Origin of the sequence: Nostoc sp. (assembly GCF_036919575.1) — a bacterium.
GTDB lineage: Bacteria > Cyanobacteriota > Cyanobacteriia > Cyanobacteriales > Nostocaceae > Nostoc.
The window spans coordinates 195,763-218,641 of the sequence record NZ_JBALBY010000106.1; the positions used below are offsets into that span (position 1 = coordinate 195,763).

Here is a 22,879-nt window from a genome sequence, read left to right on the forward strand (position 1 = left end):
GGTAGTGAGTTTTGAGCTAATCACTATCAATACAATTACCCTCGCCCCTCTTATCTTCCCTGATCCGAATCAGTTGGTTGCTAGTTGGTAATTGAATCTGAGCTTTCAATACTTTGATATCCCTGCAACAAAGTGGGAAAGTTCCTTTCGCTCTAATATTAAATATTGAAATTGAGTGCAATAAACATGCAAAAAGTACTAGCGTTGATTCAAGAAAAAAAACAAGAATATGCTCAACTTCCCTTGTTTAATTTTATGCAAAACAAAACTATAAATCCCAGACAAAGGTTAGCTTGGGCACCATGTGCGGCTCATTTTATTATGAATTTTGGAGAGCTGAATAAGTATTTTTTGCGAGTAGAACCAACTAGCGATCCAATTCAGATACTAATTAACAAGCATACTTATGAAGATGACCATCATTGGCTGTGGTTTTTGGAAGATTTGAAAAACCTGGAACTTGACAAATCATTGAGATTTAGTGATTCATTAAAATTTCTTTGGAGTGAAGAAACTAAGAATGCTCGCTGGTTAAACTATCAACTCTATCGATATAGTTCACAAGCTACTCCTATTCAGAAAATTATAGTTATTGAAGTTACCGAAGCGACGGGTAACATAATGTTTTCAACGGCAGCAGAGATTGGCAAAGAAATTAAAGCAATTACCCAAAAACCATGTCGATATTTTGCCGATTTTCATCTGGATGTTGAAACTGGTCATCTGACAGGTGGATCTGGAATAGAAGAAATTGTCCAACATATTCAACTATCAGAAGTAACTCGACAAGAAGCTTTTGAATTGGTTGAGAACTTATTTACAGCTTTCACGCAATTTACAAATGACCTTTTGGTATATGCTGAAACCCATAAAATCGAGCAAGAATTGAAAGCTGCTTGAAGAAGAATTCAGCTATTCTGAATTCAGGAATCAGAATCAATTCATTTGGGGTCTGAATCCCCAAATGAATTGAAGACCACCAAATTTTCTTGTTTTGTGGGGGTGCAAAAACGCCGGTTATTCATCCACTTTTTCGGTGAGAATACCCAACTGAATTCTGACTCCTGACTCCTGAATTCTGTTTCGTTGATTGACTTCCATACTTAATTTGAGACTTAAAGAGGAACTTTAGATATGTCACAGCATATACAAAATGTTGTAATTGTTGGTGGTGGTTCAGCAGGTTGGATGACGGCAGCTTATTTGAGTAAAGCACTAGATAGAAATATTCATATTACTCTGGTGGAATCATCTAACATCACAAAAGTTGGAGTTGGAGAAGCAACTTTTAGTACCATCAAAGTATTCTTTGATTTTCTTGGACTTCAAGAATATGAATGGATGCCAAAGTGTAATGCCACATATAAGATGGCAATTAAGTTTGTCAACTGGAATGCGAAGGGGCAAAACTTCTACCATCCTTTCCAGAGATATGAGGTGATTGACGGCTTTGATCTCTCTGAATGGTGGCTGAAAATGAAGAAAGATCAAGAAGCATTTGATTATGCCTGCTTTCTAATTCCCTGGCTGTGTGACCATCAAAGTTCTCCTAAATATTTTGATGGTAAAGTCTTTGATAACAAAGTTCAAAATGAATTTTCTCAGGAGCATCTTGTCAAGAAAAACATCCTGGATAATTTAAAGATTCAGTACCCCTATGCCTATCATTTTGACGCGAATCTACTCGCAAAATTCATGAAAGATTATGCAATGGAAAGGGGAGTGAAGCAAATTGTTGATGATGTAGTGGATATCAAGTTAACTGAGGATGGGAGCATAGATAGCCTCACAACCAATGAGCATGGCATTCTCAGTGGCGACCTTTTCATTGACTGTACTGGTTTCAGTGGTCTTTTAATCAACAAAGCGCTTGGTGAGCCATTCATTTCTTATTCAGAGTCGTTGTTGTGCGATCACGCGATCGCAATGCAGATACCAACTGATCTCAAAAAAGATGGCATCAACCCTTACACCACAGCAACTGCGCTTTCGTCTGGTTGGGTCTGGAATATACCTTTGTATGGCAGAAATGGTACAGGGTATGTTTATTCTGGCGCATTCATTTCTCCAGAGGAAGCAGAACAGGAATTTCGCCAGCATTTGGGAGCCGTTGCTGATAATCGTAAGGCATCTCATATCAAGATGCGGATTGGACGTAACAGAAACTCATGGGTGAAAAACTGTGTAGCAATTGGTCTTTCCAGTGGATTTGTGGAACCACTAGAATCTACTGGCATCTTCTTTATTCAACATGGAATTGAAGAGTTAGTTAGCCACTTTCCCAGCAAATCTTTCAATGAAGAGCTAATTCACAGCTATAACAAAGTTATCGCTAACTGCATAGATGGTGTGCGAGAATTTTTGACACTTCATTACTATGCTAGCGATCGCACCGACACAGAGTTCTGGAAAGCAACTAAGAACAATATCAAAGTCTCAGAAGAACTACAGGAAAAATTAAGATTATGGAAAAATAGACTGCCAAGCAATAAGAGTATCAACCCGAAATACCACGGCTTCGAGTCTTACTCTTATTCGGTAATGTTGATGGGGCTAAACTATATGCCTGAAAGCAGTCTTCCCATTTTAGAGCATATCGGAAATCACAATGCCCAGGCTGCATTTAGGGAAATTAAGGAAAGAGCCAATTACCTAACTTCAACCTTGCCGTCACAGTATGAATACTTAACTCATGTAATTAAGTCACAAGAACAGTCGGAGTATCTGAGCGTGGTTAGCGATCGCCCACAGCAGATTCTTGCACCAATTTCATAATTTAGGAGAACCCAAGATGACAGTCAAACAAGTATGCGTGATTGGAGCTGGAGTCAGCGGATTAGTCTCAGCAAAGACATTTATTGAGGAAGGTTACGAAGTTACATTGTTCGAGAAACGGCAGGGACTTGGTGGTGTGTGGGAAGGGTCGAGGACTTACCCAGGACTATCGATCCAAAATCCCAGAGACACTTATGCTTTCTCAGACTATCCAATGCCAGCCTCTTATCCAGAATGGCCTTCAGCAGAGCAAATATGTGCTTACCTTGAATCCTATGCCCAACACTTTGGTGTAGCAGAAAAAATTCAGTTCGGTGCGAAAGTAACTAAACTAGAGCGCAAATCAGGAAATATTGATGGATGGATGGTTAGTGTTAGCTTTCAAGAAGATGGTAAGGAGATCAAAAAACAAAATTACGAGTTCGACTTTGTGATTGTGTGCAATGGCACCTATGATATTCCCTACATTCCGAACTTGCCGGGAATGGAAGAGTTCATTGCCGCCGGAGGTCAGGTAATACATACTAACAACTTTAATGACAGCTCTGTAATTGAGGGTAAGCGAGTGGTTGTTGTCGGTTTTGGTAAGTCAGCCACCGATCTTGCAAATCTCGCAGCTACCAAGGCCAAGGAATGTACCCTTGTGTTCCGTCAAGCGCTGTGGAAAGTTCCCAACTTCTTTCTCGGTCTGTTAAACATCAAGTATGTTTTCCTGACTCGGTTTGCAGAAACTTGGATGCCCTATCATAAACTTCAAGGATGGGAAAAGTGGCTGCATAGTTTTGGGAAGCCATTGGTGTGGGCATTCTGGCGGCTAAATGAGACTATCCTACGCTTACAGTTTCCGCTTGATGCTTGTGGGATGGTGCCCAAACAACCGATGAACAAATTGATCGGTTGTAGTATCGGCTTGGTGCCTAAAGGCTTTTTTGAGCATGTACGCGCAGGCAAAATTCGTGCTGTTAAGACAAAGATCAACAAGTTTTTTGCTAGTGGCGTAGAATTGGATAACGGTGAGCAAGTACAGGCAGATATTGTGATCTTTGGCACAGGATTTCTTCAGGATATCCCCTTTTTAGAAGAGAAGTACCGCAGGCACGTATTTGATCAGCAAGGCACTATCCATCTTTACCGCCATCTAATTCACCCTCATGTTCCACAGATGGGTTTTGTTGGTTATAACTATACTTTCTGTGCCCAGTTATCAGCAGAAATTGGTGCTAGGTGGTTATCAGAGTATGTCAAAGGAAGTATACCTTTACCATCCCCGCAACAGATGCTAGAGGATGTAACGGTAGAGTTGGAATGGAGGAAGAAAGATAGGCCGTATGCTTTCGTTAGTGGAGCATGTATAACTCCTTTTACATTCCATTACATTGATGAGTTGCTTCGGGATATGGGTCTGAGAACCCGGCGTCAATCTGGGAACTTGCTTGGGGAGTTTCTGATGCCAATAGATCCATCTGCCTACAAGCATCTGGGCCAAGAATTACAGGTAAAACAACATCCATCTCTCAATGATTCGGCGATCGCGGTAAGTGTAGGGTGAGAAGCGATCGTTGATATCTTCTTAACGTGAGTTCGACGGTTAGAAAAAAGCAAAAAGCTTGCTAGATATTGATTTGCTCAACTGGACAGACCCAAGCGATCGCCTCCAGACCACAGGAGGTTATCGCTTACAACGCACTCAAGGGTGCGATGCCTGCTAGGGCTACGCCATCGCATCCTTGAGTGCCCTGGGGTATTTTTAGTTCAAAAGTACTATGAAAACCCTACTCAAGTTTTGGGTGAGTGCGCTTATATTTGATGTATATCAATCGCCGTAAAGGTTTGGAGTTTCGTACCGGGAACTAACTCCAGTTGGGATGAGCTTAACAGTTAATTGCGACCGGACTGTGATATTTCTATTGTGTGGCTAACTACAGTTTTTGCCCGATAACGATACCACCACATCACAAAACCAGTAACGAGCAGAATTAGTGGTGCAAGTCCCACGAAGACGTAGAGTATACGTGTTGGTAAGCCGCCAAAAGTACCAAAATGTAATAGTATAAATGAGTCTAAAACTTTGTCGCCCAGAGATTTCTTGAGTGCATCTTTGATCTGAATAGTCTTACCTGTGTATTGGTCTAGGTACACACCTGAACGACCTAAGATTGCCTCTTCATGAGAATATTTCTTACGTATATAGATAGCTGCTTCCGGGGTTTGAGGTAAATAAACAGCAGTGGTAACGGTGTTTGGTAGGGCGGCATCTGCTTTTTGCAGCAATTGTGTTAGGCTTAACGCCGTTGAGCCAGCAATGGGTTGGGAAACCGGGTCAGGTGAATTATGAGTGAAAGTAATCGCATAAATAATCGGTGTAACGAAGCCTCTGAAATTTAAATAGAATCCAGTAAAACCTGTTAGTGCCAAAAACACAGCGGCAATAATCCCTACAACTTTATGGATGTCAAAGTTGACTCGTTTAGGATGTGCATTTTTCCATTTGACTTTAAAGCCAGAAATGAGTCTTCTCCAACCAGGCCAAAGGATGATACCTGTTATGCTGAGGATAAAGAGTAATAGTGCGGCTACCCCCATTATTTGGGTTCCAGTTTCGCCAGCGAGCAGTTGTTCATGTAGTTCAAGGGTGAATGTCGTGAATGTGCGATCGCCCTCCAGGCTGGCCATAATTGCACCAGTGTAGGGATTGACATAGACTTCTGTGGTTTCGCCTTCTGGGGGTTCGAGGTTAAGTTGATAAGGAGCATCTGGTTTTTTTGGTGTGTAGATGGTTTGAACTTTGAGTTTTGGCACTTTGCTGTATGCTGCCTTAACAGTATCTAGTACTGACTCAATGGAAACTCGTTGTCCAGAGGGGATGACCTGCCCAATTTCACTCTTGAGCAGAAACTCATCGATTTCAGGAGAAAATACTAACAAGCTACCTGTTAAGCCGGCGATGATTAACAGGACTCCCACAACTAAGCCGATATAGCGGTGGAGGATGAATGCAAGATTACGCAGAGTTTTGCGGTTCATGGTAGAGTCTCCCAAAGTTCTTTTATAAGAAGAATTCTGAATTCTGACCGGAGCCGGAGACGCTCCGCCTCCGGTCAGAATTCAGAATTGAATTGGAGTCCGACTGGGTAATAAATATTGGTTTAAAACCAAGCCGAATTGCGATGCCCTGAGCTTTGTCGAACGCGAGTGCGTCTCCAAGAGTTGGGTGGGCGAAAAAAATTAAAATATTCTCGCCTCAAAACTCTATCCCTTTATGGGTAGAGTATTCACAATTGGTGAATTCTGAATTCTGACTCCTGTTTTATCAATTTTTCCTTGTGCTTAAAGAGCTAAAACTGGGGTTAAACCAATGGAATTGCCCAAAGCGTCTTAACTCCCCTACTCCCTTATTTTCCCTAAAACTGCCACGAAATCGTGCCCTGCACGGCGAATGGATCGCCATAATAAACATTCAACCCGCCATTGGCAGAATCAAAATAGTCAACGTTAAACAAATTCTTGAAATTAATCGCTGCCCGGAATCTGTCTCGTTTATAGAAGATGGCAGCATCGGTGCGGACATAACTCGGCAATTCAAAGGTATTCGCTAGATCTCCTTGTCTATCACCGACAAAAAACAATCCTCCACCAACGCCAAATCCCTTCAGACTACCTGATTGAATTTCGTAGCTTGTCCAGATGTTGAAGCTATGTTTGGGAACATTATTCGGCACCTTACCTACCTGACTAGGATCAGTGTCTTTGGTAACTTCTGCATCCGTGTAAGCGTAGCCCGCAATCACATTCCATCCTGGTAAAATTTCACCCCCAAGGCTGAGTTCAACCCCTTTGCTGTGCTGCTCTCCGGTTTGGATGGAATAGCCTATGTGATTTGGATCATCCGTCAAAACATTGGAGAGTGTCAGGTCGTAGTAGGCAAGGGTCGCAGAAATTCTATTGTTGATATCTCCTTTGATGCCAACTTCATAGGAAGTGCCGTACTGTGGGTCAAATAGACTGCCATCATAGGCGGTTCCACTGTTTGGGGTAAAGGAACGACTGTAGCTGGCATACAACGAAATCGGCGGTAGAGGTTGATAGACAAGACCAACACGGGGACTAAATGCATCACTAGATTGCGTTTGTTCCGTTTTGATACCCTGATCATCATCCCCTGAGCTTTGGTTGAGGGTATCAAACCGCAAACCCAATAGCAGTTTCAGATTATCAGCCAGTGTCACCTGATCTTGAACATAAATACCCAGTGTATCTGAGGAGTTGAAATTCCGATCAACCTCAACATCACCGAAAGGCTGACTACCGTACACCGGGTTGAACAGGTCAAGGGGAGCAATTTGGCGGTCATTATTGATGGTAGTACTGTTTATTCTGGTGAGATTAAAACCTGCAACCAATTGATGCCCAATGCTGCCGGTGGCAAACTTACCCACCACATAAGTGTCAAGATTATAGACTCTATCGTCATTAACACCACTCTCGAAGTATCTAGTTAGAGTACGCTCATCGGACTCTAAGGTGTCGCCACCGACCCAAACTTTGTACCGTTGAGCCGATGCAAATCCAAAAGCGCTACGTAGCTGCCAGTTATCACTAAAGCGATGTTCGAGATCGTAGCCAACGCGAAGGACACTTGTATCGGCTGTACTATACGGCTCCGATACGTTGCGATCGCGGGGGATTTGACCATTCGGATTGGGTAGGACAGTCCCCTCAGCAGGAAGCCCTGGCTGACCAAACTGTTTGGGTCGAACCTCATATTCGCCAGAAAAAGTAATTTTGGTGCGATCGCTGATTTGCCAGGACAGCACTGGAGCTAGAAAGTATTTCTGTTCATCATAAAAGTCAAGAAAACTTTCTGTCGTCTGAGCCGCAAGGTTGAGCCGATACAACACCGTCTTGCTAGGATTGAGGGGACCTGTCAGGTCTATGGCACCGCGATAGAAATTGAAGCTGCCAGCAGAGACTTCCGCCGCGTAGTATGGTTCACTCAGGGGTTGTTTGGTGACATAGTTAATCACTCCTCCCAACGAACCCTGACCGTAGAGAACAGAAGCTGGACCTTTGAGTACTTCAATCCGTTCGATATCAGCCGTATCACTTTGATATACATACGTAGAGTCTCTCAACCCGTTTCTCTGGATATCACTACCAGCACCAAAGCCTCGGATCAGAGGTATATCAAAATTTCCACGGGTTGAAGAATTAGCTCCTTGGGCTACACCGGGCACATTTCTGAGGGCTTCAGCCAGGTTCCTCACCTGCTGATCTTCCAGCACTTGCCGGGGCACTACTTGAATCGACTGGGGAATGTCACGCAAAGGCGTATCAGTTTTAGTAGCAGTTGAGCCATCTGTTGCGCGATACCCATCTTGCTCACCTGTCACCACCAACTCAATTGGTTCATCACCACTAGCTGATGGTTTAGTTGGCTGTGTCTGGTTTTGCGGCGGCTGTGTTTGGGGTTGTTGTGTTTGAGGTTGCGCCTGTTGCGCTGATGGTGCAGTACTTGCAACAGAGAAGATTAGACCCTCGTCTGGACTGTCAAATAATTCCACCTGTGGTACTCCTGTCTCACCTATCACACTCACCCGGATTGTATTGGCATCAAAGTTCGTGACTGTTATTTCAGTAACACCTGTAATTGGCTTATCCGAGCGAAATCTGAATGCCTCGCCCGATCGTAGGCGCAGTTGAGCATTGGGAATATCAGTGATAAAGTTATTGCCAGTACTGCGGTTTAGCAGTTGCAACTGTTGACCAATGGAAGTCTGTAAAATAATCTCCACACCTTTATTCGTGGGATTAGCTTTGACTCCCGTAACCTGAACAATTTCACCCTGCTGTTTCGGGACAGAAGCAGGGGGATTGTTTGGTGCTGGCGACTGCACTAGCTGTTGAGCGCTGGTGAGAGGAACTTCTATCTCGCTCACTTGTCGAATCTTGCCAAAAGTTTGCTCCCCCGATGCCGCTTTGTCAAGCATATCTTGATTCTGATTCACCCCGGAAAAAAGGCGATCGCTTTTCTGAGTTATCTTTTGAGCCAGATTTGTCGCTAAATTGTCCTGATTTTGTGCTCCTGTCGGCTCAATCGCAAAAGCACTGCTGCATCCCCATAAACATATTGCTAGCCAGAGATGAACACTACCAAACAAATGCCAACACTTCATAACAACTCCCTACACACCATTTCACAAAACTTTGCTTATTGACCTTGCCCAGCTCCCCGACTTCTTGTAGAAGTCGGGGAGCTAAATGCCGCATCACTATTGCAAATCTTTTTAATTTGAATCAAGTTAAGTATAGAGAAAAGTTGGCAATTAAGTCTAGTCACAAAAGACTTCACGATCCCGAAAGGACTTTTTTAGCCATCAAACATTGACTTGGCGCGATCGCGCGGTATTTTACCATTTGGATTGGGTAGCACAGTACCCTCAGAGGGAAGCCCCTGCTGACCACACTTTTTGGGTCGAACCTGATATTGGCCGGAGATTGACAATGCTTCCTATACAAAAAAGTGGTTTAATAATCAGCACATCGGAAATTTCCGTCTGTTTAACTTTCAGAAACTTATGCTTTTGGCCTTAGAAAATTCTTGCTCTAGAACACCAATTGCTCTTGTTTTATACTCTGTTTTCTTAGATGAGAGTCAGTCTCATCATCTAAAATTTCCATCAAGTAATGACCATAGCTACTTTTAGCCATAGATTCAGCTATGTTACGAACCTGATCTGAGTCAATATATCCTTTGCGATATGCAATCTCTTCAACACAAGCTATTTTGAATCCCTGTCGTTGTTCTAATATCTGGATAAAGTTGGCCGCCTGATGCAACGATTCGTGTGTACCAGTGTCTAACCAAGCATATCCTCGACCTAATATTTCTACTTGCAGTTGACATCGACGAAGGTAAACTAAATTCAAATCACTAATTTCTAACTCATTTCGAGGCGAAGGCTTGAGACTAGCAGCAATCTTGGTAACTTGGGAATCATAAAAGTAGATCCCAGGTATAACATATTTCGATTTAGGAATTATTGGTTTTTCCTCTATACTAATTGCTTGTCCGTAGGCATCGAATTCAATCACGCCGTAGTTTTGAGGTTCTTTTACCTTATAACCAAACACTAACCCTCCTTGACACAGAGTGGCAGCGCGAGTAAGTATTTCAGTTAAACCGTCTCCATAAAAGATGTTGTCTCCCAAAATCAAGCATACTGGTTTGTTGTCAATAAAATCTTTGCCCAGTATAAAAGCTTGAGCTAAACCTTCTGGTTTAGGTTGTTCAACATAATTAAACTTGAGACCCCATTGACTACCATCCTTGAGAAGTTGCTGAAAAAGAAGCAAATCTGTAGGGCTAGAAATAATCAAAATCTCTCGAATTCCAGCCAACATTAATACCGACAAAGGATAGTAAATCATTGGTTTGTCGTAAACACACATTAGTTGTTTACTGACAACATAAGTTAAAGGATAAAGACGTGTACCAGAGCCACCAGCTAAAATGATGCCCTTCATTTTACAATCCTCATAGACTAAAAATCACCGCTTCTCATAGTTCTGTTTCATCCAGTTTTGGTATGCACTTGTAAAACCTCTGCAACATGATTAATCGTTTTGTGCGTTATATGAGGACTAATTGGTAAACTTAGTACCTCTTTAGATATCTTTTCTGTTATCGTAAAACTACCTATTCCCCATTGATTTTCTGTGTAAGCATCTGATAAATGAGGAGGAATAGGATAGTGAATCAGTGAATCAATTCCGCATATTTTTAAATGCTCCTTGAGAATCTCCCGCTTGGGATGGCGTACTACAAACAAGTGCCACACTGGCTCTGCCCAAGTAGGTACAAAAGGAACCGTTAATTCTGTAATGCCAGTCAGTTTGTCTATGTAATACTTTGCTAATTGATCCCGATGAGCATTCCACTTATCCAGTTTTGCTAACTTCACTCTTAAAAAGGCAGCTTGTAATTCATCAAGCCTGCTGTTAAAACCTTGAATTTCATTCAAATATTTAACACGAGAGCCATAGTTTCGGAGCAGGTTAATTTTATCTGCTAGTTCACCATCATTTGTTGTTACTGCTCCACCATCTCCTAATGCTCCTAGATTCTTAGTTGGATAAAAACTAAAGCCCGCTGCATCTCCTAAACTACCAACTCTTCTGCCTTTATAACGTGCGCCATGAGCTTGTGCAGCATCTTCAATTACCTTAAGTTCATATCGTGCAGCAATCTCGTTAATCGAATCCATATCAGCAGGTTGACCGTAAAGATGAACTGCTAGGATTGCTTTTGTTTTAGAAGTAATTGCTACTTCAATATTCTTTGGTTCAATATTGTAAGTTTTTTCATTAGGTTCTACAGGAACTGGTGTAGCTCCTGCATGAGAAATTGCTAGCCAAGTCGCAATATAAGTGTTGGCTGGAACAATTACTTCATCACCTAAGCCAATATTCATTGCTCTTAATATGAGATGTAGTGCATCCAAACCGTTTCCAACACCAATACAGTGCTGGACATTACAATAAGAGGCGAATTCTGCTTCAAAAGCTTCTAACTCTTGCCCAAGAACGTACCAGCCGGACTCTAGAAATTTTCTATAGGCTTCATCTAATTCTTCTCTTATTTCTAAACAAGATGCCTTTAAATCAAGAAACGATATTTTCATGATCTGTCTTTTATAGCTTTAATAAAATCTTTGTAGTTGCGGTAATAATCAGATTCATCATAGAAATCTGATGCCAAAACCATACAAACAGCTCCCGGCGACAAATTCTCAATTTTGCACCAGATCATCGAGCCGAAATAAAGACCAGAGTGTGAGCAATTCATGTGATATTTTTTCTCTTGATAACCGTCATTGATTTTTACATCGAAGCTACCTGATATTGCCACTAAAAATTGCTGTAACTCTCGATGAGCATGTCCGGCTCTTTCTTCACCAATAGGCACATCATAAAGATAAAAAACTCTTTTTATCTCAAAAGGAATATGTCTATTCGCTTCAATAAAAGTCAAATTGCCACGAGGATCAGTAATTTTCGGCAAATCAATCAATCGATATTGCTGAATGTTAGTCTGATTTTCTTTCAAATCGCCTGTAACTTTCATTGTCTTGTTACCTCCCTGAACGGTTACTTAAATATAACCTTGATGCATTGCTGTCCTTACTATCCGAATATTGTCTAATGATATATAGTGGTCTTCTTTTTGTCTCATCAAAAGTTTTACCCAAATAAAGACCAATGATTCCGAGAAAAGCAATAATAATTCCGCACAGAAAATACAAAGAAACGATCAGGCTAGTCCAACCTGTAACGGTTGTTCCGTAAAGTAAGACATCAATAAAAGTATAAATGCCATATAGAAAAGCTAGGAAAGATATTAAGAAACCCAGCTTGATTGATAATCGCAGAGGTTTATCAGAATAAGCAACTAAAGTTTCGCTTCCCAGTTTCCACAATTTATTAAAGGTGTATGTACTTTTTCCGGCGAAACGACTACCATGTTGAACGTCAATACTAGCAGTGGGAAAACCAATCCACTCTACCAAAAGACTAAAAAATCTTAATTGTTCACGCAAGACACGAAAACTGTCTACAACTTTCCTAGAAACAATACGAAAGTTGTTAACTTGTCCATCGTAATTAATATCTGCTAGATAGTTGAAAACTTTATAAAATAGCGAGGAAGTAAGGCGCTTCAAAATAGGGTCTTTTCGCTTACCTCTCCTAGCCAATACTATATCATAGCCTTCTTGTGCTTTAGCGTATAAACGAGGAATCTCTTCAGGACGATCCTGCAAGTCACAGTCCATAATTACAACCCACTCTGCATTACAGTGATCTAAGCCAGCTGTAATACCATATTGCTCACCAAAGTTGCGACTAAATTGAATCCCTTTAATTCGCGGATCTTCTTTAGCTAATTCTACTATGATTTCCCAGGAGCGATCGCCTCCACAATCCTCAACTAAAATTATCTCAAAGTCTTCAGAAATTATTTCAAGAGACGCTTTTAACCTTTGATAAAGCTCATGTAAAGAATCTTCAGCTTTATAGACAGGTATGACAACAGAAATATAAGCCAATGTTAAGTCCTCCGTAATTTTTAATTTTTGCAGATATTATATTGATAACTTACATTTTTCTTGGTTTAAATTTAGGAAAAACAAATATTTTATTTAATATATATGAAACTAAGGCGAGAGGAAGTAAAATTAAAGCTTCTGCTATAAAAAGATTAATTTTGTAAGCTAATAATTGTTTTAATAAAAATACTTGCAGTAAGTAGATAATAGTATAAACTCCTATGAATTTAAAAATTAGAGTGTTATTTTTGTTTTTGAAAACGATGACTCCCGTAGTTTTAAAGTTAAACAATACTCCACATATAGTTGATATTAAAGCTGCAATCTCATAGCGAAAATTTAGTATAATTAACAGACTAAATATTGAGTAGCCGAAAAGTGTATTGATTCCCCCTACTATCAAAAATCTTATAAATCTTTTTGAGAAAAAATGCATAGGTTTCATTCAATAAGATTGACATTACCGTGGATATATAAGGTTGACTGTTCATCCCTACTTTTATTCTGCCGATAGTAATAAAAGGAAGATTTTAATTTATTTTCTCAGGGTCAAAGCGATCGCATGCTGAATTATCTACATCTTTGACTGATGAGGCTACAGATAAATTATATTTCAGCCTCTTCTGGAACACTAATATATAGCTTCTTAGACGAATTAGTCACCCATGCCGCTTCAGCAGAAAGGTAAGACCGACTAAAAACAACTTTGTACCCAGGGATGTGAATATCTTTCCATGAAAGTATGACTGCCTTTTTTGCATTAATTATTTGCTGAATTTTTTTAGCTTCTTCAGGATATGCCTGTTCGATTAATGAGGACATATCATATGATGATATTTGAACTTTTGGTAAATCATTAATTACCATAGGAATACAATCCGCCGTATAGTTAACTATATAATAAGATGAATGGTCAAATTTTGATAGTATTTGAAAAACTTCACTGTAGAATTCATAGTATTTTGGACTCAAAATCTTTCCTCTAAAAATACTAATTTCTGTCGGACTAACTCCTTTACCCATCAAAATATCTAATTTCCAGGGGAAATAAACAGAACTTGTTGCTGAGGGTGAGAAAATAAGACTATTTGCCCAAATAAAACAAAGAGAAATTAATGGTAAAAGTATAATTACTTTAATCTTGTGACCAAACCGTTGAGATATTTGAAGAATGGTATAAATAATAACTCCTATGCCAAGTGATGAACCATTGATTAATCTAAACAAATCATATACATGAAGTGCATTTAAGTATCCAAAAAGAGTAACTATAGAACATGACATTACAAGAGTTTCATCTTGAGTTACATTCTTCTTCAAAAATAATTTACGCAAGAAATAAAATAGTGCTGCAAGATTCCAAAAAAAGATAATTGTAAAGAAAATTATTCTTGAGTCACGTGTCTTTTCTCCAAATGTAATAATCGATATTAGTAGTTTTGGTACAAAATTTGAAATCGTAACTCCATATTCCCCGTCTTCAAGCATGATTTTATTTTGAATCCAAAAGTCATCCAGAGTACTGTTAGAGAATAAGAATAATAAAAATAATAATATCGGAAATATAAAACCCAAACTAAAAAATAAAATTCTTGATAGAGTCGTTTTTTCAGTATTTATTTTAAAAATAATTTGATGAGTAAAGAATAATAAAAAAGGAGGTAATATAACTTGGATTGATGTGTATCTACATAAGAAAGATAATCCTAGGAAGAATCCAGATAAAAACAGATTGATCTTACTTTTTTTACTAAAAAATATTAAAATAGATAATGATAAAAATGTATATGCATAATAATTTGACCAGGCAAATGTTATATATGGATGTAAAAGAAAGATTAAAAAAGTAGAAAAAAACGCTGCATATTTAGGCAGGAATTTTAAAAATATTTTATATGATAAAAAAAGACTGAATGAATAAAATATACCAGTAGCTATAAATACAGACATCAACCTTTCTCCAAATAAACTTAAAGAAAGAGTATGAATCAAGCTTGTCATAATTCCATAATAAATGAATGTTTCTTTATAAGGAATTAAGCCTCTTTTTATATCGAGTGCTTCTGCATACATCAACGTATGAAAGCTATCCTGATTAAGCATTGATTCAATCCAACTAAATCCAAAACTTAAGCAGCATATTAGCAATACCGAAAAATCAAAAATTCTGCTATTTTGGAAATTGATAAATTCAAATTGTTGTTTGGATTTATTAGAAATCATTTCAGCATGAGTCATAGTTATATCTTCCTAACTTTTATGAACTGACGTCTAATGAACGTTGGAGTTAGATTGCTCAAGTTACTGCCCAGGCTCGCAAGGGTATCTTACTCCCACACATTCCTGCTATTTCTTAACTCTGTTAGCCCGGATTTCTCACCAGATTTCTCAAAACCTTATAAAACCTAGATTTAGGCGTTTCACACTTGATCAAAACTCTTACCGATCAAAAAAGTCCGAAACATAGTCTGGGTAAAGATTATGGTGAATGCGATATCTCGGCGGGCGTAGCCATCGCAGGACTTGTGAGAAATGCGGGTTAGACAGGGGGAGAGTGAAAAGTTACGTTTTAACTCCCTCAAAGATAGTGAAGAATTCCGAATTTGTTGGGATAACTTTGGTGAGTTTGAACCCAGCAGATGTAAACAAGTCTCGGAACTCGGTTTCAGTACGCTCGCGTCCACCAGAGCATACCACCATCAAATGGACATCTGAAAACCTGGTCAGAAAATCGTTCATAGAAAACTCTTTTTCAGTAGATATTACGGGTTCTATTACTATCAATCGTCCTTGTTCTTTCATAGCTTGATGACAGCGTTTAAGAATGGCGATCGCACGTTCATCATCCCAGTTATGAACAATTTCCTTGAGTAAATAAGCGTCTCCACCTTCCGGGATAGCCTCAAAAAAGTTACCCTCTATGAGTTGACAGCGATCAGAAACAGATGCTATTTCTGGTGAATTCTTGGCCTCATCAATTACTTTTGGAAGCTCAAACAACACCCCTGTTATATTCGGGTTAGCTTCGAGGATAGCAGCAAGATACCAACCTCTGCCACCACCAATATCAACCAACTTGCTAATTGACGAAAAATCGTAAGGCTCCAAGAATGATGGGTACTGTATCTCTTTTGAGGAAGAGCTAGTTTTTGGCAAAGAGTCAACAGGATGAAACAATTTTCTGGCGACAGAATTTTGCTCAAAATACTGAAACAAATCCATGCCATACAAATGCTCAATGGCACATTTCCCTGTTTGCACAGTGTACATCAAATTTTCCCAGGCTTTATAGTAATGCTCCTCGCCCCGCATGATTGCCAGATTTCGTAACGAGCCAGGAACGTTGCTTTGCAAACAATCTGATAGTGGGTTTAATTCAAAGTATCGAGGTTGTGTCTCAGCAAAAATTCCCATGCTAGCCAGAGCTCGTAACACTCGATAAAGAGAATCGCTGTGAGTATTTGTTGCAGCAGCTAAAGCATCGCAGTCCTGGGAACCATCTTTGAGCAAATCAGCAATGCCAAGTTTTGCAACAACATAGATACACCGTGAAATCCAATAGGCGTGTACCCAATGAAACGTGTTGAATGGTAACTGAATCGTCTTAGATTTAGGGTCTGATAAAACCATAATTTTTCACTAAATTCCTAGAGTATTGGGATTTTGAAAGCATTCGAGAGCCAATTTACCTTAGCTTCCAGTATTTATCTGCATATAATCCAAGGCAGTAGCTTCAACTGTGATTTTTTAACTTCCATCTTTTTAAAATCTTTGCATCAAAACTCCGATCTGGCAGTAACTTTTTACTTATCAAATTAAGCATTAAAGAAGTCTGGTACTTAGACAAGAAATAACGCGTTTTGGGTTTACTAGCTTCCAGAGCCTCCAGAATTGCACCTGCAACCTGTTCAGGCGGCATTCCTGTGCGATTTGATCTAATCAAACCCTCGACAAAAAATTTGTAGGCATCACCATACATACCTTTAGCTTCAGGTGACATATTGGCAAAATTTTTCCGCAAGCTTTCTTCCACTTTATCCGGTGCTGCTGAAGCAATTGAGCCTGGTTCAACCAAAATGACTTCAATGCCCCAAGGATCTAATTCCATTCTCAAGGCATCTGTAAATGCCTCCAATGCGAATTTAGAAGCACACAAAGCAGAGATAAATGGTACGGAAATTTGGCCGCCTGTTGAACCAATGTTTATTATTCGACCCTTGGCTTTTCGGATGAATGGTAAAAATGCCTGTGTAACTGCGATTTGTCCGAAAACATTGACTTCAAATTGCCATTTCAGGTCGTCAATAGCAAGATACTCCACTGGTCCATCGAGTAACAGACCCGCATTATTCACCAATCCAATCAGTCCTTCATCACCGACAGCTTTCGAGACAATCTCTGCGGCAAATTTAATTTCTTCTCCTTTTGTAATATCCATCAAAATTGGTGTTAAATTCTCTGATGCTTCTTGCTTGAGTGATTCAGCATCTTTTTGTCTACGCACAGTAGCAAAAACACGATATCCTTTTTTGTCAAGTAAAAGTGCTGCTGCTTGACCAACACCTGTTGAAGTTCCTGTAATCAGAACAGCACCTTTTTGGCTTTGAACCATTTTTTCACCCTCATGATTGATGTATGGACTATCTACAATTGAGAAATTCAACAAGAATATTATAAAATATTCTTACAGATAGATTATTTAATAAGAAGAATTTACTAGTATTTTTTTGAAATACTGAAATTTTCTAAAGGTTAATATTAATGCTATTAATAGGACTAATAAATCCGTCGTTATTATTCCGAAATATATACCCCTTATTCCCATCTGTTGTCCTAACAAAAAAACAATTGGTATATAGATAAATAAACCTTTTAGTAAAACTATTATTGAAACAATTTTCCCCTGACCTATAGATTGAAATAAAACGGCGCTAAAAGGAACAAAGCCCATAATTGGTATTAATAAACTAAGAAGATGAAAGTTTATTAAATCATTTGTATTAAAAGCAATATCTGGTAATATTAAGCCTAAAAATTTTTCTGGTTCTAATTGTATACATACCCAAAAAAATGTTAATAAAACAGTTGCACAAATGACAAAAATTAAATAAGCTTTTTTGATTCTATCATAATTTTTTGCTCCATAATTTATGCCAATCACAGGTTGGAAGGATTGCAAAAATCCACCTAAGGGGATATATGCCAATGAATTCAATGTTACTGTTGCTCCGAAGAAAGCTATATCGTTCTGTGTTCCATGACGAGAGATTAGTTGAAAAACGACAAAACTTTGAATGAAGGCTATCGCTGGCATAATTAAATTTGAACTTCCTACTGATAAAATTTCAGGCAGTAAATCTATTGCTACAATTATTTTTTTATAATCAACTTTTATCAAGCTTTTACCCGAAAAATAATAAAGTAATAATCCAGTACAGTAAGCAGCTTTTGCAATAACTGTAGCAAGGGCTAATCCCATAATTCCCCAGTGAAAGACACTAACAAACACAGTATTGAAAATTAGATTAGTGCTGAAAAATATAATAGTAAATATCATAGATATTCGGAGTTTACCTTCTGATTTGATGAGATCGTTACAAGCAATCCCTAAGACAAAAAACACCGAACCAAGCACATAAGTCTTAAGAAATTGTGCTCCAGCAAAGGCAACTTCACCACGACCTCCCATAAATACAATGAATTCTTCAGCAAAACTATAGCCAATAATTGTGAGAATAAAGGAGATAACAACACTCATGACCACTAAGTTACCAAATATTTTGGACTGAGTTTTGATATCTCCAGAACCAATAGCTCGACTGAGAAGAGAAGCAGAACCTATCCCAATTAAGTCAGTCAAACCACCCATGAGAGAAATGAATGGTAAAGCAAGAGTTATACCACCGATAGCAGTTTTACCAAGGAATTGCCCTGCAAATAAAGCATCAATAAAAGGAGTCAAACCTAGTACAAGACTTCCTGCAATACTAGGAGCTGTTAACTTAAACATCAGTTGAACGAGATTGCCATGCAGGATCTGATTTGTCAGTTGAGATTGTTTTTGTGAAGTCATTTTAAAGTTTTCGCCTTGTTCCTGTTTAATCAACCTTGACCAAACGGCTAACAAAATACTGCTTCACCGCTTCTAACTCCATCTGTTTTGCTGAGTTGAATGCACTTATAACCTCACCACAAACTTCAACTCTGGCTTCATAAGCACCTGATGCACTCCCATCGATCGCAGCGAAATCAATACGCACCTCAGCCCAATAGACAGGATGATCTTCATCAACATCAGCCTCTTCATCAACATCAGCCTCTTCATGGATATGATCCTCTTCATTGAGTTCTTTTGCCAGTACTTGACTAGATTTCAAATAATCAAGCCAAGTCCAACCCAACTGCATCCAAATTTCGCGCTCAACAAATTGCTCAAACTTGGTTAAACCTGCCCATCCTCGATAGAATTGACGCAAACCAGAGACTGAACCATTTCTGTTTACCAGTAAATCCAGTACTTCTGGTTCTAAATGTCCCCACAAGCATCCTTGAGGTAAATCAACTAAGGTGGGAGCAAACTGATGACCGCCAAAGTGAGTTGTTTGCCACACTCTTAATTTCCCATTGGAAGCAGGCGCATATTCCTTGCGTAACCGACGATATAGAGGAGTTCCAAATTTACCACAAGCAAGGTCAACTTGAGCATGGGTGCAAACCATAAGTTCGCGGATATGACTGGTTTGTTGCCGATACTGCTGAAACTTTGATAAATCGTTGGGTTGTTGTATTAACTGCTTGAGTATTGCCGTTAGCAAAGCAGTGACTTCCACTTCTGGAACAACAAACTCATGCTTCTCAAACTGAGAAAACATTTTGGCAGGACGATAGTAGTACAGCACGCGAGTAAAGCCAGGGTGAGAGTACTCGCGATCAGGAGCAATTAACATTGGTTTGAACTTGACCCCATGCTTGACAATTAACTTTTGGAACAAACCTATCAATGGCTTGATTGTTGGATGTTCCTCAAAGAGATTTTGCGGCCAAGGTTGTGGAAGTTCCATGATCAGCCAATGGTCGTAAGTACCTGCTGTGCCAATTGGATCTTCTCTGTTTCCTTTAGAAACCAACGAGCAAAAACGACAATCTGTCAGGGCAAGTTGATCGATTTGTTGAGTTTGCATATTTATGGATTAGCTGAACTAACGATAAGTTGGTGCGATCGCTCTTGGCGTGGACGTTCACCAAGTATTACCATTTTTAAGCCACTAGCAGGGGGATAGTTAACACCTATAGCCTTGGGTTTTTCCACTTTTTTTTCATCCGCTAATGCTAGTTGATAGCGTGAGAGAATCGTTGCTAAAACTATCTTCATTTCAAAAAGCGCTAATGCCTCGCCCGGACAGCGACGAGCACCACCGCCAAATGGTAGAAATTCATAGGGAGAGTATTGTCGCTCCAGAAAGCGCTCTGGCTTGAATTCCTTCGGCTCTGGGTATAAGTCTTCACGTTGATGTGTTAGATAAATAGAGCCTCTGATCACTGTACCTGGACTCAACTCGTAGCCCATCACCTCAATTGGTGATTCTACGAGTCGTGGAAATGTAACAACCTGAGTCGGGTAAATTCGCAGGACTTCATTACAAACAGCACTAAGGTAGGGTAGTGCAACAATGCTCATCGGATCTGGGGATTCACCGAGGGTATCGAGTTCTTCTAGCAATCGTTCGCGAACATCTTTCAAACGGTGAATCCAGTACAATGACCAAGTTATGGCAGTAGCTGATGCATCCTGACCACCCAATAGCAAAGAAGGAAACAAATCCCGCAGATCCTCATAGGTCATTGGTTGACCCGTTTCATCGCAGGCGAACACGAGTTCAGAAAGGACATCTGTGCGATCGCGATCTGCTTGTGATCGACGCTCTTCAATTTCGGACTGGAGTAGTTTGTTAAATTGTCGTTGGAGGCTCTGCCAGTATCCCCACGGACTCCACCGACCTAAATCCTGTCGGAGAAAAGGATAGGACAGAGATAAACTCAACCAACGAGACCGGGCAAAACTTAATAAATTAGAAAACAATCGCCGAAATTGTTCGTAACGCTCTCCTGAATGCAAACCAAACAAAGCTTGTAAAATGACCTCTAGGGTAATTTTTTGCACAGTCGGGTAAGCATAAAAAGATTTGCCGCTCCCCAGATCATTCATGACTTTCTCTGTTACTTGACAGATACGCTGTCCGTATGCTTTTACCCGATTTCCGTGCAGGGGAGGCATCAATAACTGACGTCGATGTTTGTGGCGTAAGCCATCAAGCATGAGTAATCCGTTGCTTCCGACTAATAAAGCGCCACCTTGGTTCAGCTTCCCAGAAGCCGTAATCTCTTTGGCACTTGTGAAAATCTGCTTCATCCCCTGTGGGTTACTAACTATCACTAAAGGTGTAGAACCAGCCATAATGGTGAAAATGTCACCATAGCTTTCATTCATAGCATCCATGAAGCCAAGAGGATCGGTCTTAAAGTGATGACTCAGCGATCGGGGAGAAGTTTTTGGTCCATCAGGTAGTTTCATTAGTATTTTTATATTCAGTAATTGCGTTATTTATTGATAGCTATTAAATTGAACCGATAACCAATGGCTGCGACTGTCCTTGATACTGACGCCGACCAAGCATAACCATCTTCACGCCACTTTTTGGGTAACAAATCAAACCTCCAAACTTGGGTTTCTCTGGTCGCTGATCAACCAGCGCTAATTGATAGCGTGAAAGAATCGTTGCCAATACAAGCTTCATTTCAAATAAAGCAAAAGCCCCACCAATACAACTACGAGCGCCGCCGCCAAAAGGAAGAAATTCGTAATTTGAAAATTGCTTTTCCAGAAAACGTTCTGGCTTAAATTGTTTCGGATCTGGGTATAAATCTTCACGCTGATGCGTCAAATAAATATTACCAATGAGTACTGTTCCTGGACTCAACTCATAGCCCATCACCTCAACTGGGGACTCTACCAACCTCGGAAATGTAAATAACTGAGTCGGGTAAATTCGCAAAACTTCTTGACAAATAGCATTGAGGTACGGTGAAGCAACAATACTCATGGGATCTGGGTTTTCACCAAGACTATCGAGTTCCTCAAGCAGTCGTTTGCGAACTTTTGGCAAACGGTGAATCCAGTACAAAGACCAGGCTAGAGCAGTTCCTGAAGCATCTTGAGCGGCGAATATGGGTGATAATAGGAGGTCGCGCACCTCTTCATCGCTTAATGGTTCACCTGTTTCATCACGAGCAAATATTAGCTCAGATAGGATGTCAGTGCGTGAGGAATCACCTTGCTCGCGTCGTTCTTGGACTTCAGCGTACAGCAAATCGAAAAGTTCTCGCCGCAGATGAAGCCGATATCCCTGTGGACTCCATCGACCTAAATTCCGTTGTCCAAAGGGAAGTTTTGTGAGGATCTGATATAGAGAAGATTGCGAATATTTGATTATAGAAGCAAATAGATGCTTGATTTTGTCATAGCGCTCTCCTTCACGCAATCCCATCACAACCTCTATACCCACCCGGAGGGCGATATCTTCGATGGTCGGGTAGGCAATGAAAGGTTTTGCAATCGCCTGTTGACTGATAATTTTTTCTGTGAGTTCGCACATCCGTTGCCCACAGGCTTGCATCCGCTCACCGTGAAAAGCCTGCATTAAGAGCTTGCGACGGTGTTTGTGGCGGAAGCCATCCAGTTGAAGAACTCCTTGGTTCCCTGTCATTAAGGCGAAACTTTGGTTTAATGTACCCCTAGCTGTAATTTCTTTAGTATTGGTGAAAACCTGTTTAATCCCTGAAGGATTGCTAATATGCACTGTAGGTGTAGAACCAGACATGATGGTTACGATGTCGCCATAGCGTTTGTAAACAGCATCCATATAGCCAAAGGGGTCAGCCTGGAATTGCTGATTCAACAGCCAACTAGGGGTTTTCGGTCCTGCGGGTAGTTTCATTGTTTT

18 protein-coding genes are annotated in these 22,879 nt (G+C 40.1%); 3 read left to right on the top strand and 15 right to left on the bottom strand.

The annotated features are described in order from the left end of the window. Positions 1-186: 186 nt before the first annotated feature. From V7K27_RS27200 to V7K27_RS27210, 3 genes are all read left to right on the top strand, one after another. Positions 187-900 carry a hypothetical protein gene (locus tag V7K27_RS27200; protein WP_334951434.1) on the top strand — a complete coding sequence of 238 codons (714 nt, stop codon included), beginning with the start codon at positions 187-189 and terminating at the stop codon, positions 898-900. Positions 901-1,134: 234 nt separating this feature from the next. Next, positions 1,135-2,775 carry a tryptophan halogenase family protein gene (locus V7K27_RS27205; RefSeq protein WP_334951436.1) on the top strand — a complete coding sequence of 547 codons (1,641 nt, stop codon included), beginning with the start codon at positions 1,135-1,137 and terminating at the stop codon, positions 2,773-2,775. Between the two features lie 16 nt (positions 2,776-2,791). After that, positions 2,792-4,324 carry a flavin-containing monooxygenase gene (locus V7K27_RS27210; protein ID WP_334951438.1) on the top strand — a complete coding sequence of 511 codons (1,533 nt, stop codon included), beginning with the start codon at positions 2,792-2,794 and terminating at the stop codon, positions 4,322-4,324. A 329-nt stretch (positions 4,325-4,653) separates the two neighbouring features. On the opposite strand, the gene V7K27_RS27215 is transcribed toward V7K27_RS27210, so the two are convergent. The 15 genes from V7K27_RS27215 to V7K27_RS27280 form a co-directional block, all read right to left on the bottom strand. Beyond that, on the bottom strand, positions 4,654-5,799 hold the full coding sequence (locus V7K27_RS27215; protein WP_334951440.1) for a PepSY-associated TM helix domain-containing protein: 1,146 nt from the start codon (positions 5,797-5,799) through the stop codon (positions 4,654-4,656). A gap of 377 nt (positions 5,800-6,176) precedes the next feature. Further along, a complete protein-coding gene (locus V7K27_RS27220; RefSeq protein WP_334951442.1) occupies positions 6,177-8,948 on the bottom strand; it encodes a TonB-dependent siderophore receptor in 2,772 nt (923 codons plus the stop codon). A gap of 194 nt (positions 8,949-9,142) precedes the next feature. After that, positions 9,143-9,277: a hypothetical protein gene (locus tag V7K27_RS27225; protein ID WP_334951444.1), complete on the bottom strand. Its 135-nt coding sequence runs from the start codon at positions 9,275-9,277 to the stop codon at positions 9,143-9,145. 101 nt (positions 9,278-9,378) lie between these two features. Then, positions 9,379-10,299 (bottom strand): glucose-1-phosphate thymidylyltransferase RfbA, encoded by a 921-nt coding sequence (rfbA, locus tag V7K27_RS27230; RefSeq protein WP_334951446.1) that lies wholly within the window; start codon positions 10,297-10,299, stop codon positions 9,379-9,381. A 47-nt stretch (positions 10,300-10,346) separates the two neighbouring features. Next, positions 10,347-11,456: a DegT/DnrJ/EryC1/StrS family aminotransferase gene (locus V7K27_RS27235; protein ID WP_334951447.1), complete on the bottom strand. Its 1,110-nt coding sequence runs from the start codon at positions 11,454-11,456 to the stop codon at positions 10,347-10,349. Continuing rightward, a complete protein-coding gene (locus V7K27_RS27240) occupies positions 11,453-11,899 on the bottom strand; it encodes a sugar 3,4-ketoisomerase (protein WP_334951448.1) in 447 nt (148 codons plus the stop codon). Before V7K27_RS27240 ends, V7K27_RS27235 begins: the two co-directional genes overlap by 4 nt. A 7-nt stretch (positions 11,900-11,906) precedes the next feature. Continuing rightward, positions 11,907-12,878 carry a glycosyltransferase family 2 protein gene (locus V7K27_RS27245; RefSeq protein WP_334951449.1) on the bottom strand — a complete coding sequence of 324 codons (972 nt, stop codon included), beginning with the start codon at positions 12,876-12,878 and terminating at the stop codon, positions 11,907-11,909. A 49-nt stretch (positions 12,879-12,927) separates the two neighbouring features. After that, positions 12,928-13,323 (bottom strand): GtrA family protein, encoded by a 396-nt coding sequence (locus tag V7K27_RS36600; protein ID WP_442947651.1) that lies wholly within the window; start codon positions 13,321-13,323, stop codon positions 12,928-12,930. Positions 13,324-13,484: 161 nt separating this feature from the next. Continuing rightward, positions 13,485-15,116, bottom strand: coding sequence for a hypothetical protein (locus V7K27_RS27250; RefSeq protein ID WP_334951450.1), 1,632 nt, complete (start codon positions 15,114-15,116; stop codon positions 13,485-13,487). 324 nt (positions 15,117-15,440) lie between these two features. Next, complete coding sequence (locus V7K27_RS27255) at positions 15,441-16,508, bottom strand: methyltransferase (RefSeq protein ID WP_334951451.1); 1,068 nt, start codon at positions 16,506-16,508, stop codon at positions 15,441-15,443. A gap of 103 nt (positions 16,509-16,611) precedes the next feature. After that, positions 16,612-17,490 (bottom strand): SDR family oxidoreductase, encoded by an 879-nt coding sequence (locus V7K27_RS27260; RefSeq protein WP_334951452.1) that lies wholly within the window; start codon positions 17,488-17,490, stop codon positions 16,612-16,614. 87 nt (positions 17,491-17,577) lie between these two features. Further along, the gene (locus V7K27_RS27265) at positions 17,578-19,005 is read right to left on the bottom strand and encodes an MATE family efflux transporter (RefSeq protein ID WP_334951453.1); all 1,428 of its coding nucleotides are present in this window, start codon (positions 19,003-19,005) and stop codon (positions 17,578-17,580) included. Further along, on the bottom strand, positions 18,977-20,059 hold the full coding sequence (locus V7K27_RS27270) for a sucrase ferredoxin (protein ID WP_334951454.1): 1,083 nt from the start codon (positions 20,057-20,059) through the stop codon (positions 18,977-18,979). The genes V7K27_RS27265 and V7K27_RS27270 overlap by 29 nt, the downstream gene beginning before the upstream one ends. A gap of 2 nt (positions 20,060-20,061) precedes the next feature. Further along, complete coding sequence (locus V7K27_RS27275; protein ID WP_334951455.1) at positions 20,062-21,450, bottom strand: cytochrome P450; 1,389 nt, start codon at positions 21,448-21,450, stop codon at positions 20,062-20,064. A 43-nt stretch (positions 21,451-21,493) separates the two neighbouring features. Beyond that, positions 21,494-22,873, bottom strand: a complete 1,380-nt coding sequence (locus tag V7K27_RS27280; RefSeq protein ID WP_334951457.1) for a cytochrome P450 — start codon at positions 22,871-22,873, stop codon at positions 21,494-21,496. Positions 22,874-22,879: the final 6 nt, after the last annotated feature.